This window comes from Xylanimonas protaetiae, assembly GCF_004135385.1.
Taxonomy (GTDB): Bacteria; Actinomycetota; Actinomycetes; order Actinomycetales; family Cellulomonadaceae; genus Xylanimonas; species Xylanimonas protaetiae.
In genome coordinates, this window is the sequence record NZ_CP035493.1 from 3,456,352 (window position 1) to 3,473,142 (window position 16,791).

The 16,791-nt window shown below is 76.3% G+C and carries 16 protein-coding genes and 1 pseudogene; 10 read left to right on the forward strand and 7 right to left on the reverse strand.

Features of this window, described 5'->3' with window-relative positions; genetic code table 11:
• Positions 1-8 precede the first annotated feature (8 nt).
• Both ET471_RS16085 and ET471_RS16090 read left to right on the forward strand, forming a co-directional pair.
• Positions 9-425, forward strand: a complete 417-nt coding sequence (locus tag ET471_RS16085) for an ArsR/SmtB family transcription factor (protein WP_342586051.1) — start codon at positions 9-11, stop codon at positions 423-425.
• Complete coding sequence (locus ET471_RS16090; RefSeq protein WP_129189975.1) at positions 422-2,089, forward strand: SulP family inorganic anion transporter; 1,668 nt, start codon at positions 422-424, stop codon at positions 2,087-2,089. Before ET471_RS16085 ends, ET471_RS16090 begins: the two co-directional genes overlap by 4 nt.
• 6 nt (positions 2,090-2,095) lie before the next feature.
• On the opposite strand, the pseudogene ET471_RS16095 reads toward ET471_RS16090, so the two are convergent.
• Positions 2,096-3,873, reverse strand: a pseudogene (locus ET471_RS16095) (bifunctional 3'-5' exonuclease/DNA polymerase).
• Between the two features lie 31 nt (positions 3,874-3,904).
• On the opposite strand from ET471_RS16095, the gene ET471_RS16100 reads away from it, so the two are divergent.
• Complete coding sequence (locus ET471_RS16100; protein ID WP_129189977.1) at positions 3,905-4,099, forward strand: DUF5302 domain-containing protein; 195 nt, start codon at positions 3,905-3,907, stop codon at positions 4,097-4,099.
• A 120-nt stretch (positions 4,100-4,219) separates the two neighbouring features.
• On the opposite strand, the gene ET471_RS16105 is transcribed toward ET471_RS16100, so the two are convergent.
• From ET471_RS16105 to ET471_RS16125, 5 genes are all read right to left on the reverse strand, one after another.
• The gene (locus tag ET471_RS16105) at positions 4,220-4,897 is read right to left on the reverse strand and encodes an SDR family oxidoreductase (RefSeq protein WP_129189979.1); all 678 of its coding nucleotides are present in this window, start codon (positions 4,895-4,897) and stop codon (positions 4,220-4,222) included.
• Between the two features lie 131 nt (positions 4,898-5,028).
• Positions 5,029-5,277, reverse strand: coding sequence for a hypothetical protein (locus ET471_RS16110; protein ID WP_342586052.1), 249 nt, complete (start codon positions 5,275-5,277; stop codon positions 5,029-5,031).
• Positions 5,274-5,690 carry a BUD32 family EKC/KEOPS complex subunit gene (locus ET471_RS16115; RefSeq protein WP_129189983.1) on the reverse strand — a complete coding sequence of 139 codons (417 nt, stop codon included), beginning with the start codon at positions 5,688-5,690 and terminating at the stop codon, positions 5,274-5,276. Before ET471_RS16115 ends, ET471_RS16110 begins: the two co-directional genes overlap by 4 nt.
• A gap of 10 nt (positions 5,691-5,700) precedes the next feature.
• Positions 5,701-7,650 (reverse strand): RecQ family ATP-dependent DNA helicase, encoded by a 1,950-nt coding sequence (locus ET471_RS16120; RefSeq protein ID WP_425356584.1) that lies wholly within the window; start codon positions 7,648-7,650, stop codon positions 5,701-5,703.
• Between the two features lie 49 nt (positions 7,651-7,699).
• Positions 7,700-8,467, reverse strand: coding sequence for a VOC family protein (locus ET471_RS16125; RefSeq protein WP_242496329.1), 768 nt, complete (start codon positions 8,465-8,467; stop codon positions 7,700-7,702).
• Between the two features lie 171 nt (positions 8,468-8,638).
• On the opposite strand from ET471_RS16125, the gene ET471_RS16130 reads away from it, so the two are divergent.
• Positions 8,639-10,204 carry a hypothetical protein gene (locus tag ET471_RS16130; RefSeq protein ID WP_129189987.1) on the forward strand — a complete coding sequence of 522 codons (1,566 nt, stop codon included), beginning with the start codon at positions 8,639-8,641 and terminating at the stop codon, positions 10,202-10,204.
• A 30-nt stretch (positions 10,205-10,234) separates the two neighbouring features.
• Here the strand turns inward: ET471_RS16130 and ET471_RS16135 are convergent, their stop codons facing one another.
• On the reverse strand, positions 10,235-10,906 hold the full coding sequence (locus tag ET471_RS16135) for a Type 1 glutamine amidotransferase-like domain-containing protein (RefSeq protein WP_129189989.1): 672 nt from the start codon (positions 10,904-10,906) through the stop codon (positions 10,235-10,237).
• A 128-nt stretch (positions 10,907-11,034) separates the two neighbouring features.
• On the opposite strand from ET471_RS16135, the gene ET471_RS16140 reads away from it, so the two are divergent.
• The 6 genes from ET471_RS16140 to ET471_RS16165 all read left to right on the forward strand — a co-directional run bounded on the left by ET471_RS16140 (position 11,035) and on the right by ET471_RS16165 (position 16,785).
• Positions 11,035-12,438: a ferredoxin reductase family protein gene (locus tag ET471_RS16140; RefSeq protein ID WP_129189991.1), complete on the forward strand. Its 1,404-nt coding sequence runs from the start codon at positions 11,035-11,037 to the stop codon at positions 12,436-12,438.
• Positions 12,439-12,451: 13 nt separating this feature from the next.
• Positions 12,452-12,940 (forward strand): FMN-binding protein, encoded by a 489-nt coding sequence (locus ET471_RS16145; RefSeq protein WP_129189993.1) that lies wholly within the window; start codon positions 12,452-12,454, stop codon positions 12,938-12,940.
• Positions 12,937-13,758: an FAD:protein FMN transferase gene (locus ET471_RS16150; protein WP_129189995.1), complete on the forward strand. Its 822-nt coding sequence runs from the start codon at positions 12,937-12,939 to the stop codon at positions 13,756-13,758. Before ET471_RS16145 ends, ET471_RS16150 begins: the two co-directional genes overlap by 4 nt.
• Before the next feature lie 35 nt (positions 13,759-13,793).
• Positions 13,794-14,585, forward strand: a complete 792-nt coding sequence (locus ET471_RS16155; protein ID WP_129189997.1) for a fructosamine kinase family protein — start codon at positions 13,794-13,796, stop codon at positions 14,583-14,585.
• A 155-nt stretch (positions 14,586-14,740) separates the two neighbouring features.
• Positions 14,741-15,727, forward strand: coding sequence for a siderophore ABC transporter substrate-binding protein (locus ET471_RS16160; RefSeq protein WP_129189999.1), 987 nt, complete (start codon positions 14,741-14,743; stop codon positions 15,725-15,727).
• Positions 15,724-16,785, forward strand: coding sequence for an ABC transporter permease (locus ET471_RS16165; RefSeq protein ID WP_242496330.1), 1,062 nt, complete (start codon positions 15,724-15,726; stop codon positions 16,783-16,785). Before ET471_RS16160 ends, ET471_RS16165 begins: the two co-directional genes overlap by 4 nt.
• The last annotated feature ends 6 nt before the right edge of the window (positions 16,786-16,791 follow it).

The window sequence follows — 16,791 nt, forward strand, 5'->3', positions numbered from 1 at the left end:
CACTGGCCGTGCACACCCAGCCCCTCTACGCGATCAAGGCGGAGCTCTTCAAGGCGCTCGCCCACCCCGCCCGGCTCCAGGTGCTGGAGGTCCTCGCCGCCGACCCCGGGCTCACCGCGCCCGTCGCCCGGCTGCTCGAGGCCACCGGCGCGGAGCCGTCGGCGCTCTCCCAGCACCTGGCGGTCCTCAAGCGGGCGGGCGTCGTCGACTCGACGCGCACCGGCAACGTGGTCGACTACCGGCTCACCGAGCCGCTCGTCGCCGAGCTGCTCGTCGTCGCCCGCGCGTTCCTGCTCACGCGCCTCGCCGAGACGGCCACACCGGCCCAGCTCGACGCCGCGCGCCACCTGCCCGCCCTGCCCGGCGCGACCGCCGGGGCCGTGCTCGACGCCGCCGAGGCCCTCTTCGAGGACGCGTCCCGGTGAGCCTGCGCGCCCTGCTCCCCGCGCGCAGCGACTACGACCTGCGCCCCCGCACCTTCGGGGCCGACCTCGTCGCCGGGCTGACCGTCGGCGTCGTCGCCCTGCCGCTCGCGCTCGCGTTCGGCGTCTCGTCCGGCGTCGGGGCCGCGGCCGGGCTCGTGACCGCCGTCGTCGCCGGCATCGTCGCCGCCGTGTTCGGCGGCTCCGGGGTGCAGGTGTCCGGCCCCACCGGGGCGATGGCCGTGGTGCTCGCCCCCGTCGTCGCGCAGCACGGGCTCGGGTCGGTCGCGCTCGTCACCGTGCTCGCCGGCGTCGTCGTGCTCGTGGCCGGGGCGCTCCGGCTCGGCCGGCTCGTCACCTTCATCCCCTGGCCCGTCGTCGAGGGGTTCACGCTCGGCATCGCGTGCGTCATCTTCCTCCAGCAGGTGCCCAACGCCGTCGGCGTCCCCGCGACGGCCGGGCTCAACCCCGCCGTCGCCGCGTGGCGGTCCGTCACCGCCGCCGCGGCGTCCGCGGACACGGCCACCCTGTGGACGCTCGGCGCCGCCGCGGCCGTCGCCGCCGTCATGCTCGTCCTCCAGCGCGTCGCCCCGGCCGTGCCCGCCTCGCTCGTCGGCGTCGCGCTCGTCACCGTGCTGGCCGAGGCGCTCCACGCGCCCGTGGCCCGCATCGGCGCGCTGCCCGCGTCGCTCCCGCTGCCCGTGCTGCCCTCCGCGAGCGCCGGCGCCCTGCGCGACCTGCTCGGGTCCGCCCTCGCCGTCGCCGCCCTCGCCGCCATCGAGTCGCTCCTGTCCGCCCGCGTCGCCGCGACGATGGCGGCGGGCACCGGGAGCGTCTACCAGCCCGACCGCGAGCTCGTCGGCCAGGGCCTCGCGTCCGTCGCCAGCGGCCTGTTCGGCGGCATGCCCGCCACCGGCGCCATCGCCCGCACCGCCGTCAACGTGCGCTCCGGCGCCCGCACCCGCCTCGCCGCCATCGTCCACGCCCTCGTCATCCTCGCCGTCATCTACCTCGCCACCGGGCCCGTCGGGCGCATCCCGCTCGCGGCGCTCGCGGGCGTCCTCATGGTCACCACGACGCGCATGATCCCCGCCCGCACGGTGCTGCGGGTCGTGCGCGCCAGCCGGTCGACGGCCGTCGTGTTCGCCGTCACCGCCGTCATCACCGTGGCGTTCGACCTCATCGAGGCCGTCGAGATCGGCGTGCTCGTGGCCGCGTTCTTCGCGCTGCGCGCCGTCGCCGGCGCGGCGGGCGTCCACCGCGAGCCCCTGCCCGGCCCGGCGCTGCCCGGGGACGAGCACGTGGCCCTGTTCCGGCTCGAGGGCGCCATGTTCTTCGGCGCGGCCGAGCGGGTGCTGTCGCAGGTGTCCGAGGACTCGCGGCGCGACGGCGTCAGCGTCGTCGTGCTGCGGCTGTCCGGGCTGCGCATGGTCGACGCCACGGGCGCGAAGGCGCTCGCCGAGCTGGTCCAGGAGCTCGAGCGCCGGGGCGTCACCGTGCTGGTCAAGGGGATCAAGCCGGCGCACCTCGGCCTGCTGCGCACCGTCGGCGTGCTCGACGAGCTGCGCGACGAGCGCCACCTCTTCGCGTCGCTCGACGACGCCGTCGAGCACGCCCGCTCCCACGTCGCGCGAGCCGCGGCCGCGGCGCGGCCGGGCGTGCGCTGAGCGGCGCTACTTCGCGTCGGCGTACGTGTCGACGACGGCGACCGTGAGCGGGAACTCGACCGGGTAGTCGCCGAACAGCAGGCGCCCGGCCTCCGCGGCGGCGGCGCGCAGCTCACGAGCGACGTCGTCGGCGAGCTCGCGGGGGCGTGGACCACCACCTCGTCGTGCAGGAAGAACGCCAGGTGCGGGCGGCGCGCGAACACGCCGTCGCGCGTTGCCGGCCCCGCCTCGCCGAGCGCCCACAGCCGGCGCCGGGCCGACGCGAGCCACGCCAGCGCCCACTCGGCGGCCGTGCCCTGCACCACGAAGTTGCGGGTGAACCGCCCGAACGAGCGCGTGTAGGAGCGGGCGCGGGCGCCGTCGTCGGCGTCGTACGCGCCCGCCTGCACGCGCTCCCAGTCGGCGCCGGGGCGCGGTGAGCCGCGGCCCAGCCACGTCGAGACCACCTCGCCGCGCTCGCCCGCGCGGGCGGCCTCCTCCACGAGGGCGATCGCGCGCGGGAAGGCGCGCGCGAGGCTCGGCAGCACCTGGGCGCTCGCGCCCGTGGTGCCGCCGTACATCGCGCCGAGCATGCCCACCTTGGCCAGGTCGCGCGTCGCGACCGCGCCCGAGGCGACGATGCCCGCGTACATGTCGCCCTCGCGGCCCGCCGCGGCCATGGCCTCGTCGCCGCTCATCGCGGCGAGCACGCGGGGTTCCAGCTGGGCGACGTCGGCGACGACGAACGTCCACCCGTCGTCTGCCACGACGGCGCGGCGCACGTCCTTGGGCAGCTGCAGCGCTCCCCCGCCCACGCTCGACCAGCGTCCCGTGACGACGCCGCCCACCACGTACTCCGAGCGGAACCGGCCTTCGCGCACCCAGGTGTCGAGCCAGCTCCACCCGTTCGCGGTGAGCAGGCGGCTGAGCTTCTTGTACTCCAGCAGCGGCGCGACGACAGGGTGGTCGACCTCCTGGAGCTCCCACTTGGACAGGCTCTTGACGCCGACGCCCGCGTACTGGAGCGCCTTGAGCAGGGTGGGGTGCGAGTCCGGGTTGAGCGTGGGCGGGGCGTCGACCAGCTCGCGGATGCGGACGGCGAGCGCCTCCAGCCGTGCGGGACGCTGCCCGAAGGGTGGCCGCGGGCCGAGGCGCTCGGTGAGGATCCGGTCGTGCAGGTCGGCGCGCCAGGGCAGGCCCGTGTGGTGCATCTCGGCGGCGACGAGCGCCCCGGCGGACTCGGCGGCGAGCAGGAAGCGCAGCCGGCCCGGGTCGGTCGCGGCGGCGAGGGCGGCCTCCTGGTCGGCGAGCTCGCGCGTCTCGTCGAGGGCGGCGTACGGGTCGGGCGCCGGGGCGGCGACCTCGCCGAGATCGAACAGGCCCTCGGGCGTGGGCTCGAGCCGCGGGACGCCGGGCGGCGGCCCGGCGGGGGCCGGGTCGAGCCGGTCCCACGGCCCCGGCTCGGCCCGCGCGAAGGGCGTGCGCGCCGTCAGGGGCGAGCGCCGCAGGACGGTGTGCGCGAGCCGGAGGTCGTGCGCCCGCTCGACGCGGACGCCGTCGTCGAGCAGCCCCGGGTACCAGCGGTTCGTGTCGTCCCACGTCCAGCGGGGCGACGGCGCGCCGCCCTCGCCGGCACGCACGACGTCGGGCAGGGACGCCTGGCGGTCGTGCTCGGTGAGGACGCGGTTCACTCGCCCATCCTCCACGGTGCCACCGACACGACGGGGGCCACCGACACGACGGGCGCCGCCGCCACTACGATGGGCACCCCGGACCTGGGGCTGGCAGCCTGGGGCGGGCACCATCCGGGCAAGACTGCAGAGAGGAAGTGGTCGCATGCCGTCCGCTGACAACCCCGACGCCAAGGCCGCGGCGAGCGAGGACGCCAAGGCGCGGTTCCGCGCCGCGCTGGAGAAGAAGAACGCGGCCCAGCACCGCCACAACGACGGCCAGCGCAACACCGGCACCGTGCACGGGTCGGAGACCACGGGCCCCGCGGGGCAGAAGATGTTCCGCCGCAAGAGCGGCTGACCTTGCGCTCTCTGGTCGGGCCCCGCCCAGCCAGGTCTGAAGGCCGCTGGTCCGCTCGCGCGGGTCGGCGGCCTTCGTCGTCGGGCGGGCGCTCGCGCCGGTCCGCACGAGGACGCCGGGTCAGGTGCCCGTCGCCGCCACCGCCGTCGCGACGGGGACGAGCCCGCTCGTCAGCTCCAGCGTGCGGCGCACCGCCGCACCCGAGACGACGAGCTCCGCGAGCACCATCGCCACGTCCGCGCGCGGCACGCTGCCGCGCGGCACGTGCCGGCCCGCGAGCGTGACGCGGCCCGTGCTCGGGCCGTCCGTCAGGGCGCCCGCGCGCACGATGGTCCAGTCGAGGCCCGTCGCCTTGAGCGCCTCCTCGGCCTGGGTCTTCGCGTCGAGGTAGGCCACCCACACGGGCGTCGAGCCCTGCGCCGCGGGCGCGCCCGCCCGGGTCGTCGAGATCTGCACGAACCGCCGCACGCCCGCCCGCTCCGCGGCGGCCGCGAGCAGGATCGAGGCGTCCCGGTCCACGGTGTACTTGCGCTCGGCGGTGGAGCCCGGCCCGGCGCCCGCCGCGAAGACCGCGGCGTCCGCGCCCTCCAGCACCTGCGCGACCGCCTCGACGTCGGTGTGCTCCAGGTCGAGCACGACGGCGGTGCCGCCCAGGGCCTCGACGTCGGCGACGTGCTCGGGGTTGCGGACGATGCCGACGACGTCGTGCCCGCGGTTGGCGAGCGTGCGCGTGAGGGTGAGCGCGATCTTGCCGTGGCCGCCGGCGACGACGACGCGAAGCTTGGCACGGTGGGGCACGGCCGACCTCCTGGGGGCTCGCTCGGTGGGCGGCCGAGTCGTCCCTAGTCTTTCAGCGTCACCCGCCGCCCGCGCGCAATCCCGCCGGTGTGCCGCGTGCCGCGGCCGCCGTCATGCCGCGGCCGCCGTCGTCATGCCGCGGCGTAGCGGGCCACGAGCGCAGCCGCGTCGTCGAGCGTCTCGCGCTCGCGCTGGTTGGCGTTCGGGTTCCGGCGGCGCCAGGCGGTCGCCTCGTCGACGTGGTCCGCGAACGGCTCGGCCGCCGCGGCGAACGCGGCGAGCAGGCCGGCGCACGCGCCGCGCAGGACGTCCTCGTCGACGCCCGTGTCCGCGTACGCGTCGGGGGCGACCACGACCTGCGCGAGGATCGTCGCCGTCACGGCCACGTCGAGGCCGGGCGCGCCGACGCGGGCGTTCGTCCAGTCGAGCAGCACGGGGCCGCCCGCGCTCCAGTGCACGTTGAGGGGTGCAGGTCGAGGTGCAGCAGCGTGCCGCCGTCCCAGGGCAGCGCGTGCAGGCGGCGGTGCAGGTCGGCGAGCGCGACGCCCGCGTCGTCGAGGCTGAGGAGCCCGGCGCCGACCGCGGTCATGAGGTCCGGGCCGGCGACGCGCTCCAGGACCAGGTCCGGTCCCTCGTACGCGACCGCACGCGGGGTGGGGAAGCCGGCGTCCGCGAGCCGGCCGATCAGGTCGGCCTCGTGCCGCGCCGACCGGCCGTCGCGGTAGCGGCGCAGCACGCGCGCCTCGTCGAGCACGAAGACGTCGGCGTCTCGCCCGCGGGCCAGGAGCTCCATGGGCGCGACGCTAGCCGTCGGCGAACAGCACGTCACCGTCGTCCGGCGGCGCGTCCGTCCCCTGGTCGGCCACGACGGCGAGCACGGCCTCGCCGTACCGCTCCAGCTTGTTCTCGCCGACGCCGCTGACCCGCGCGAGCGCCTCGAGCGTGCCCGGCCGGGACGCCGCGATGCCGCGGAGCGTCGCGTCGCCGAAGACGATGTACGCGGGCTTGCCCTGCGCCTTGGCCTCTCCCGCCCGCCACGCGCGCAGCGCCTCGAAGAGCGCGGCACCGGCCGCGGGGAGGTCCTCGGCGACCGCGGCCTTCCGCGCCTTGGCGGCGCGGACCGGGCGGACGGGCTCGTGCCGCATGCGCACCTCGCGACGCCGCGCGAGCACCTCCCCCGACGCCTCCGTGAGCACGAGCGTGCCGTGCACGCCCTCGACCGTCAGGAGGCCCTGGGCGAGCAGCTGGCGCACCACGGCACGCCACTCGGGCTCCGCCAGGTCGGTGCCCACGCCGAACACGGACAGCTCGTGGTGCCCGAACCGGCGGACCTTCTCGGTGTCCCGGCCGAGCAGGATGTCCACCACCTGCCCGACGCCGAAGCTCTGCCCCTTCTCGCGCGCGAGGCGCAGCACCGTGGAGAGCACCTTCTGCGCGGCGATCGTGCCGTCCCACGCCTCCGGCGGGGCCGTGCACGTGTCGCAGTTGCCGCACCGCTCCGCCAGGGTCTGCCCGAAGTACGCGAGCAGCTGCGCGCGGCGGCACTCGACCGTCTCGCACAGGGCCAGCATGGCGTTGAGGTGCATCCCGAGGTTGCGCCGGTGCGCGGCGTCGCCGTCGGACGTCTCGATGAGCTTGCGCTGCTGCACGACGTCGGCGAGCCCGTACGCGAGCCACGCCGTCGACGGGAGCCCGTCGCGGCCCGCGCGGCCCGTCTCCTGGTAGTACCCCTCGACCGACTTGGGCAGGTCGAGGTGCGCGACGAAGCGCACGTCGGGCTTGTCGATGCCCATGCCGAACGCGATGGTCGCGACCATCACGACGCCGTCCTCGCGCAGGAACCGCGCCTGGTTCGCCGCCCGCACGGAGGCCGGCAGGCCCGCGTGGTACGGCAGGGCCTCGATCCCGTTCGCGACGAGCATGGCCGCCGTCTTCTCGACGGACGCGCGCGAGAGGCAGTAGACGATGCCGGCGTCGCCGCGGCCGCCCACGTCCTTGTGGTCCGCGTGCCCGTGCTCGGCGTGCCCGTGCTCGGCGTGGCCGTGCTCGGTGCGCAGCAGGTCGAGCAGCTGCTTCTCCGGCCGGTCCTTGGGGACGATCCGGTAGGTGATGTTGGGCCGGTCGAAGCTGGAGACGAAGTGCCGGGCGCCCTCGAGGTCCAGGCGGTGGGCGATCTCCGCGCGCGTCGCGGCCGTCGCCGTCGCGGTCAGCGCGATGCGGGGCACCGCGGGCCAGCGCTCGTGGAGCATCGACAGCTCGAGGTAGTCGGGCCGGAAGTCGTGGCCCCACTGGGAGACGCAGTGGGCCTCGTCGATCGCGAACAGGGCGATCGTCGCCCGGTCCAGCAGGTCGAGCGTCGCGCGGCTGCGCAGGCCCTCGGGGGCCAGGTAGAGCAGGTCGAGCTCGCCGGCCACGAGGGCCCGCTCGACGGCGCGCCGCTCGTCGGACGTGAGCGTCGAGTTGAGGAACGCCGCCCGCACCCCGAGCGCCGCGAGCGCGTCGACCTGGTCCTGCATGAGCGCGATGAGCGGCGAGACGACGACGCCCGTCCCCTCCCGCACGAGCGCGGGGATCTGGTAGCACAGCGACTTGCCGCCGCCCGTGGGCATGAGGACGAGCGCGTCGCCGCCGCCGACGACGGTGTCGATGATCGCCGCCTGCTCGCCGCGGAACGCGTCGTACCCGAAGACGCGCCGCAGCACGTCGAGCGCGGGGCTGGTCGTCTGGGTCGTCACCCGGGGAACCCTACCCAGACCCACCGACGCCGCACCGCACCCTGTCCACAGGGGCGGCCCGCCGCGGTCACGCCTCGTCGAGGGTCGCCCGGGCCTCCGCCATGGCGGTGCGTGCGGCCCGGCTCGGCGTCTTCCTCACGAGGTCCTCCAGCGCGGCCATGAGCTCCCCGGCGTCCTCGGGGTCGCCGGAGCGCACCGCGAGCTCGATCGCGAACGCGAGCGCGCGGGCCCGGTCCACGGGCCGTACGTCGCCGGGCGCGCGGCGCAGCGCGCCGAGCAGCGCCTTGCGGGCCTGCGGCACGTCGCCGTGCGAGTCGGCGAGCACGACGGCGTTCTCGACGGCCTTCGCCAGCCGGGAGCCGCCCGCGGACGTCCACGCCACGGCGTCGCCCGCGGCCGGGGCCCTCTCGGCGGGCGTGCGCGACACCCGCACCCAGTTGCCCGCCGGGTCGATGACGGAGAACCCGGACAGGCCGCCGTTGTTGGCCCGCTCGCGCGGGCGCGTGATGCGCGGGAAGCCCGTCACCGGCACCTTGCCATACAGCTCGCGTAGCCCCGCCTGGAACAGCTCGAAGAGCGGGCGCGTGTCCGGCACGACGATCGCGCACGTCGAGTGCGAGTGCTCCGGGTCCCACGCGTCCAGGCCGTAGTAGTGCAGGTCGATGCGGCCGAGCGCCACCGCGACGTACGGGTTCGGGCGCTGCTGGCGGTAGGTCTGCCGCAGCCCCAGCGCCGTCCAGAACGCAACCATCGCGTCGACGTCGGCGCACGGCAGCATGGGCACCATGACGGCCTGCGCAGCGACGTCGTCCGGGGTGGTCGGGGGCGTGGTCACGCCTGCCAGCGTAGGTCGGCCCTCCGGGGCCCGCCCGCCGCGTCCCCGGGGACCGCGCGACCCGCGCCCAGGCATCCTCCCGGGCGCGCCAGCGGCCCGCCTCCCGCGCGGCTCCGGTGCGTCCAGCGCCATCGACCACGCACGACGCGCCGCTTGGGCAGGATGCCTGGCATGCAGGCGATGCTCCCCCGGCTCAGCGACGGACCGTCGATCTACGACGTCGTCCGGAGCCACCTGACGCGCACCGGCGAGCTCGACGACCCGCTGCTCGACCTGCCCGACGACGCCCTGGTCGCTCCCGGGGCGGTCCGCTGGGCGCCGGGCGCGGTCGACGGCGTGATGACCCACCACACGTCGGGCTGCGACGGCGTCGCCGCGGCGCAGGTGCCGTGCACGACGCGCCTGGTCGTGGACGCGGCGGCGGACCCGTCGGAGCGGAACCTGCGCGCGCTGCACGTCGAGCTGTCCCGCGTCTCCCCGCTCGGCTACGTCGACGACCTGCTCGGCGCCGTGGCAGGCGCGGAGCCCAGCCCCGAGGGCCTGCACGCCGTCGCGCGCTGGCTCGTGACGACGTCGCCGCACCGCCGCGCGGTCAAGATCGGCATCGCCCTGCTGGGCATGGTCGGGTTCGACGCCGACGACGCCGACGTCGTGTGGACCCTCGCCCTGCACGAGGAGTTCACCCTCTTCGCGTCCGTCGCGCTGGCCCGCAACGACGACAAGCCCGACGAGATGCTGTGGCAGCTCGCGCGGCGCCTGCACGGCTGGGGCCGCATCCACTGCGTCGAGCGGCTCGCCACCGTCGACGACGACCGCATCAAGGATTGGCTGCTGCGCGACGGGTTCCGCAACACCGTGATGGTCGAGTACCTCGCGTGGACCGCCGCGACCGCGGGCGACCTCGTGGGCGTGCTGCGCGCGGACCCCGACCGGGAGCAGCTCACGGCCGCCGGCGAGATCCTGACCGCGCTGCTGAGCGAGGGCCCTACGTCCGACATCGGGACGTACGACGACGGCGAGGAGGCCGTCGGCCTGTTCGTCGAGCACCTCGTGGCCGACGACGGGACGCTCGACGACTTCGCGGCGGTCGAGGCCATCTACGACTTCCTCCAGGACGACGGGGCGTGGGCCACCGCGGCCCGGGCGCGATGGTCGCCCGTCCGCGCGCGCATCGTCGAGGAGTTCTGCACCGACATCCTGCGCCGGGACCACTGGCCCGCGCTCGTGGCCGAGGGGCTGCGCTCGGACGACCGCCGGGTGTTCGCGCGTGCGGACTCCGCCGCCGCGGAGCTCGGCATCGACACGTTCGACGTGCACGTGGCCCGCATCGTCCGCGACCCGCTGGGGTGCAGCTGGTTTCGCGCCTGGGCGCAGGCGGACACGATGCGCGCCGAGCTGCTCGCGTCCCTCACGCGCGACCTGCTGCCGCTCGACGAGCTCACCGGCGGCGGCCTCGACGCGCGGTGCGCGTCGGGCGCGCCCGCCGCGCACCGCGCGCTGGAGTGGTCCCTGCAGGCGCTCGGCGAGCACCCGGGCGTGGGCGGCGACCTGCTCCTCGCCGGGCTCTGCTCCCCCGGGACGCGTCACCGCGGTGCGGCCATGGAGTCCCTGTCGCTGTGGCCGCGGACGGCGTGGCCCGCCGCCGCGCGGGAGGCGCTGGCCGACCTCGCCGCGACCGACCCCGACCCGGGCAACCGGCCGCGTGCCCGCCGGCTCCTCGACGACGGCTGCCCGTAGGAGACGGCGGCTGCCCGCAGAGAGGGTCCGTCAGCCGGCCAGGTGGCGCCACCGCCCCTCGGACACGACTGTCACGTCCCCGTCGACGACGGTGATCGCCGTGTCGTCGTCGATCGCGTACGCCGGGTTGCCGAGCTTCTCCTGCCACGCCTCGGCCGCGGCGAGCGTGTTGGTGGGCAGACTCGGGTGCTCCAGGTGCGGGAAGATCGAGAACCCGACGACGCCGAGCGTCTCGTCGCCGCCGTCCGGGGCCTCCCAGCCGACGAACTCCTCGCCGATGCGCGGCGTCATCACCATGCTGCCCGCGCTCATGCCGAACCACACCGTGTCGGTGAGCTCGCCGAGCAGGTCGGCGAGCCCGGTCTGCCGCATCCAGTGCGCGAGGTAGACGGCGTCGCCGCCGGAGGCGAGCAGGACGTCGGTCTCGCGCACGAGCGGCACCCAGCGGTCCGCGGGGATGCTGGGCAGGGCGGTCAGCTCGAGCAGGCCCACGGACCTCCACCCGAGCTCGACCATGGGCTCGGCGGACCGGCCGGCGGCGAACTCCCACACGTTCCGACCCGGACCGGCCCACGGGTGGCCGTACATCGCCGTCGGGATCGCGAGCGCGGTGCACTCCCCGACCGGCCTCGGCAGCAGCGCCTCGAGAGCCGCGCGGATGCTCGGGTTCTTGACGCCCGCGGACGACAGCAGCAGCTTCACGACGGCTCCGATCCTGGCGGCTCCCCGCAGCGTAACCACCGGCGCGCCACGCGCACCCGGGCGAGGGCCACGGCAAGTTCCCAGGATGCTCCGAGCCTGCGGCGAGGTGGCCGGACGACGCTGGCGCGATGACGTCGACGGCGGTCGCCCGCGGACACCTCCGCACGGGCACGAGGAGCACCCGCCGCTGGTGGCGCGCGGGGGCGCAGGCCGTGGTCTGGGTGACGTCGCTCGTCGTCGCGGTCACGTGGTTGCACGGCGGCGGCCTGGCGTCGCTGGCCGCCGGCGGCGGCGAGGCCGTCACCGCGCTCGGCCGGCTCGCGGGCCTGACCTCGGCGAACCTGCTGCTCTACCAGGTGCTGCTCATGGCGCGCGTGCCTGTGTTCGAGCGCGGCCTGGGCCGTGACGCGCTCGTCCGCGCGCACCGCACCACGGGGTTCTGGTCGTTCTGGCTGCTGCTCGCGCACGTCTTCCTGGTGACGGTCGGGTACGCCGCCACGGGTGGCGTCGGCGCCTGGACGCAGCTGTGGGACTTCGTGGTCACCTACCCGGGCATGCTGCTCGCGACGGCCGGGTCCGTGCTCCTCGTCGCCGTCGTCGCGCTGTCGGTCCGCGCGGCCCGGCGCCGGCTGCGCTACGAGTCGTGGCACCTGCTGCACCTGTACGCGTACCTGGGCGTGGGGCTGGCCGTGCCGCACCAGCTCTGGAACGGTGGCGACCTCCTGGTGTCCCTGCCCCTGACCGTCTACTGGTGGACGCTGTGGGCGCTCGCCCTGGCGTGCGTGCTCGCGTTCCGCGTCGCGGTGCCGCTGGTCCGCTCCGCGCGCCACCAGCTCCGCGTCGCCGCCGTCACGCCGGACGGCGACCGCGGCCTCCGCGTGCTGCTCACCGGGCGGCGGCTCGAGCGGCTCGGGACGCGCGCCGGGCAGCACTTCGTGTTCCGGTTCCTCGACGGGCCCGGCTGGACGCGCGGGCACCCGTTCTCGGTCGCGCTCGCGCCCGGCCCCCACGGGCTCGCGCTCGCCGTCCGCGTCGTCGGCGACGGCACGTCGCGGCTGGCCACGCTGCGGCCGGGGACGCGCGTGCTCGTCGAGGGGCCCTTCGGCACCATGACGGGCGAGTCCCGGCGGGCGCGGCACCTGCTCATGCTTGGCGCCGGAGCCGGCGTGGCCCCGCTCGTCGCGCTGCTCCAGGAGCAGCCGTGGGCCGGCGGCGAGGCCACGCTCGTCACGCGCGACAGCCGCCCCGACGACGCCCTGCTGACCGGGCCGCTCGCCGAGCTCGTGGAGCGGCGGGGCCTGCGCTGGTTCCGGCTCGACGGGCCGCGCGCGCCCCAGGGGCCGGCGTGGCTGCCCGCCGCGTACGGGGCGTGGTCGGGTCCGGAGCTGCTGCGCGGCGTCGTCGGGCGGGACCTGGGCGACCACGACGTGTACCTGTGCGGGCCGCTGCCGTGGATGGACGCCGTGCGCCGCGACCTCGCCGCGCTGCGCGTGCCCGCCGCCCGCATCCACGCCGAGTCGTTCGACGTCTAGGAAGGAGAACCCCGTGAAGAGGATCCTGACGTGGCTCGCCGCGACGGCCGCCGGCGTCGTGCTGCTGTTCGGCTACCGCACGTCGACGCAGGTGGTGATGCCGTCGGCCGAGCCTGCGCCTGCCGGGACCGAGGCGGCTTCGACACCGGCGACGCAGAGCGGGTCGACGCAGAGCGGGTCGACGCAGAGCGGGTCGACGGGCGGGGCAGCCGGCGGCCTCCAGGACGGCACCTACACCGGCGCCGCCGCCGACACGAGGTTCGGCCCGGTCCAGGTGCGCATCACGGTCCAGGGCGGCGCCGTCACGGCCGCGACCGCCGTCGCGTACCCCACCGAGAGCCGCCGCGACCAGCAGATCAACGCCTCCGCGATCCCGGTGCTCGAGCAGGAGTCGGTGGGCGTCCAGGATGCTCAGCAGGTCGACATGGTCACGGGCGCCACCTACACGAGCGAGGGCTACGTGGGCTCGCTGCAGGCGGCGCTGGACGAGGCGCGCCCATGAGCGCGCTGGCGGGCCGACACGGCCTGCGCCGCGACGTCACGGTCGACGAGGTCATGGGCACGCGTGCGTCGGTGCACGTCATCGTGCGCGAAGGCCTCCCGTCGCTCGTCAGCCTCGACGTCGACGACGCCGTCGCGCGGGCGCTCGCGAGCCTGCACGACGCCGACCGGCGCTTCTCGACGTACCGCGACGCCTCGGAGGTCCGCCGCCTGGCCCGTGGCGAGCTCGCGCTCGACGACGCCCACCCCGACGTCCGCGAGGTCGAGGCGGCGTGCCGGGCGGCGCTGCGCACCACGGCGGGCCGGTTCTCCGCCTGGTGGCGCGGCTGGTTCGACCCGACGGGCTACGTCAAGGGCTGGGCCGTGGACCGCGCCATGGACGCGCACCTCGCAGACCTGCTCGACCTCGAGGGCGTCGCCGCCGTCGGACTCAACGTGGGCGGCGACCTGTGCGTGCGCACACGCCCGGGGTCCTCGTGGACGTGGACCGTCGGCGTCGCCGACCCGCGCGACCGCGGCCGCACCGTGGCCCGGCTGCGCCTCGCGGACGGCGCCGTCGCGACCTCGGGCACGGCGGAGCGGGGCGCGCACCTGGTGGACCCGCGCACGGGCGGCCGGGCGCGGGGCGTGCTGTCGGCGACGGTCGTGGCCGACACGCTCGCCGACGCCGACGTGTGGGCGACCGCCGCGGCGGTCGCGGGCGACGACCTGACCTGGGTCCGCGACGCGGGCACCCGGTCGGGGCTGCTCGTGGGCGCGGACGGCCGGACCCGGCGCTGGGCGGGCGGCGTCGAGGTGACGACGGACGCGGGCTGGTGACCGTGGGCCGGCGCGCGTTCTACCGTGGGCTGGTCATGGAACCGTTCGTCAAGGCCCGCCCCGACGCCCCGCACGGGTACTTCGCGTGCGAGGCCGCCGGCCTGCGCTGGCTGACCGTCCCGGGCGGGCCGCGCGTCGTGCACGTCCGCGTCGTCGCCCCGGGGTCGCTCACGCTCGACCGCCTCACGGAGGTGCCGCCGACGGCGGACGCGGCGCGCGACTTCGGCCGCCGGCTCGCGACGCTGCACGACGCCGGGGCGCCCGCGTGGGGCGCGCTCCCGCCGGGCGTCGACGCCGGGTTCTTCGGCCCGCTCGACGAGCCGCTGCCCATGCCCGGCGGCGCGTGGGGCACGTGGGCGCGGTTCTACGGCGAGGCCCGGCTGCTGCCGATGCTCGACCTCGGGCGTCGTCGCGGCGTCTTCGACGGCTCCGACGCCGCCGCGTTCGCGGCCGTCGTCGCCCGCCTCGACGACCTCGCCGGCCCGGCCGCCGACGACGTCCCCGCCCGGCTCCACGGCGACCTCTGGTCCGAGAACGTCCTGTGGGTGCGCCGCCCGCACGACGACGCCGTCGAGGCCGTGCTCATCGACCCGGCCGCCCACGGCGGCCACCGCGAGGCCGACCTGGCGATGCTCGCCCTGTTCGGCACGTCGTTCCTCGACGAGATCGTCGCGGGGTACGGCGAGGCCCATCCCCTGGCCCGCGGCTGGCAGCACCGCGTGACCCTCCACCAGCTCTTCCCGGTCGCCGCGCACGCGGTGCTGTTCGGCGGCGGGTTCGTCGGGCAGACCCGCCGGATCCTCGGGGCGCTGGCCGCGGGGTCCTGACGGACGCGCCGACCGTACGACGGGCCACCGGGCGCGCGCGACGCGGTGCGGGACGCGCCAGCACCGGCAGCCGCTCCGGTAAGGCGACCCTAAGTTAGGCATCACTTACCCAGCGGGCAGCGCCGCTCGCGGGCCCAGCCGAACCGAGGAGTCCCGTGAGCCAGCCCCGCACCGCCCTGCGCCGCATCGCGACCGCCGTCGTGCCCGCGACCCTGGCAGCCCTCGCCCTGTCCGCCTGCTCCGCCGAGCCCGGTGCCTCGCCGGCACCGGACGCCGCCGCGGGCGCCGCCGAGCAGATCGTCGTCGAGCACCGGCAGGGCACGACGACGCTCGACGGCGTCCCGGAGACCGTCTTCGCGTTCTCCTGGGACGTCGTCGCCGTGCTCCAGGCGCTCGACGTGCCGGTGCACGGCGTCCCGAAGAGGATCGTGCCCCCGGGCTTCGAGGACCTCGCCGCCGACCCGGCGGTCGTCGACGTCGGCACGCTCTTCGAGCCCGACTTCGAGACCATCGCCGCCGACCCGGCCGACCTCCTCATCGTGGCCCAGCGCTCCGCGCCCATGCTCGGCGAGCTCAGCCGCATCGCCCCGACCATCGACCTGACGATCGACGCGACGGACAACGTCACCCAGTCCAAGGCGACCGCCCGTCAGCTCGGCGAGATCTTCGGCCGCCAGGCCGAGGCGGAGGCGCTGGTCGCCGACCTGGCCGCGAGCCTCGAGGCCGTCAGGGCCGCGAGCGCCGACGCCGGCGACGCGCTCGTCGTCCTGACCACGGGCGGCAACGTCACGGCGTTCGGTCCCGGCGGCCGCTTCGGCATCGTGCACGACGCGCTCGGCTTCGCGCCCGCGGCCGCCATCACCGAGGACGGCCGCCACGGGCAGGCGATCTCCTTCGAGTTCCTCCTGGAGACGGACCCGGCGTGGCTGTTCGTGATCGACCGCGACGCCGCGATCCAGTCGGGCGGCGAGGCCGCGCGCGCCGTCCTGGACAACGAGATCGTCCGGCGTACGCAGGCGTACCAGAACGACCGGATCGTCTTCGTCGACACCACCTCCTGGTACATCGCCGGCACGGGGGTGGTCGGCGTGCAGAACCTGCTCGACGAGGTGGCCGGGGTGCTGGCCGCCGACCAGGCGTGACGGTCGCCGGCGCCCTGGCGGGCGCGCCCGCCGGGGTCGTCGGGGTCGCCCCGCCCGTGGGCGCGGCACCGTCCGTCCGGACCGGCCGGCGCCCGGTCGCGCACCGTCGGCTCGCCGTCGGCGTCGCCCTCCTGGCGGTCGGCGCCGTCGCGTCGGTCTTCCTCGGCGTCGCCGACGTCACGCCCGCGAGCCTGCTCGCCGACGACGGGCACGCCCGCGACCTGCTGCTGCTGAGCCGCCTGCCGCGCACCGCCGCGATCCTGCTTGCGGGCTCGGCGGCGGCCGTGGCGGGCGTGGTGCTCCAGCTGCTCGTACGGAACCGGTTCGTCGAGCCGTCGACCGTCGGCACGACGGAGTCCGCGCAGCTCGGCCTGCTCGCGGTGACGGTCCTCGCCCCTGCGATGCCGCTGCCCGGCAAGCTCGCCGTCGCCGCGGCCACCGCCGTGCTCGGCACGCTGCTGTTCCTGGCGGTGCTGCGCGCGGTGCCCGTGCGCTCGGGCGTCACCGTGCCGCTCGTCGGGCTCATGCTCGGCGGCGTCATCGGGGCGGTCACCGCGTTCTTCGCCTTCCAGCTCGACCTCCTGCAGACGCTCGGCGCCTGGACCACGGGCGACTTCTCCGGCGTCATCGCCGGGCGGTTCGAGCTGCTGTGGCTCGTCGGCGCGCTCGCCGTCGCCGTGTACCTCGTCGCGGACCGCTTCACCGTCGTGGGCCTCGGTCGCGACGTCGCCACGTCGCTCGGGCTCGGCTACCGCGGCATGCTCGCGCTCGGCCTGGGCGTGGTGGCCGTGACCAGTGCGGTCGTGGTCGTCGTCGTGGGCGGCCTGCCGTTCCTCGGGCTTGTCGTGCCCAACGTGGTGAGCCTGCTGCTCGGCGACAACCTGCGCCGCACGCTGCCCTGGGTCGCCGTGGGCGGGGCGGGGCTCGTGCTCGTGGCCGACGTCGTCGCGCGGCTCGTCGTGTTCCCGTTCGAGGTGCCGATCGGCGCCGTCATGGCCGTCGTCGGCGGGGCCCTGTTCCTGTGGATCCTGCTGCGGCGAGGCACCTGTGCCGGCTGACGCGCT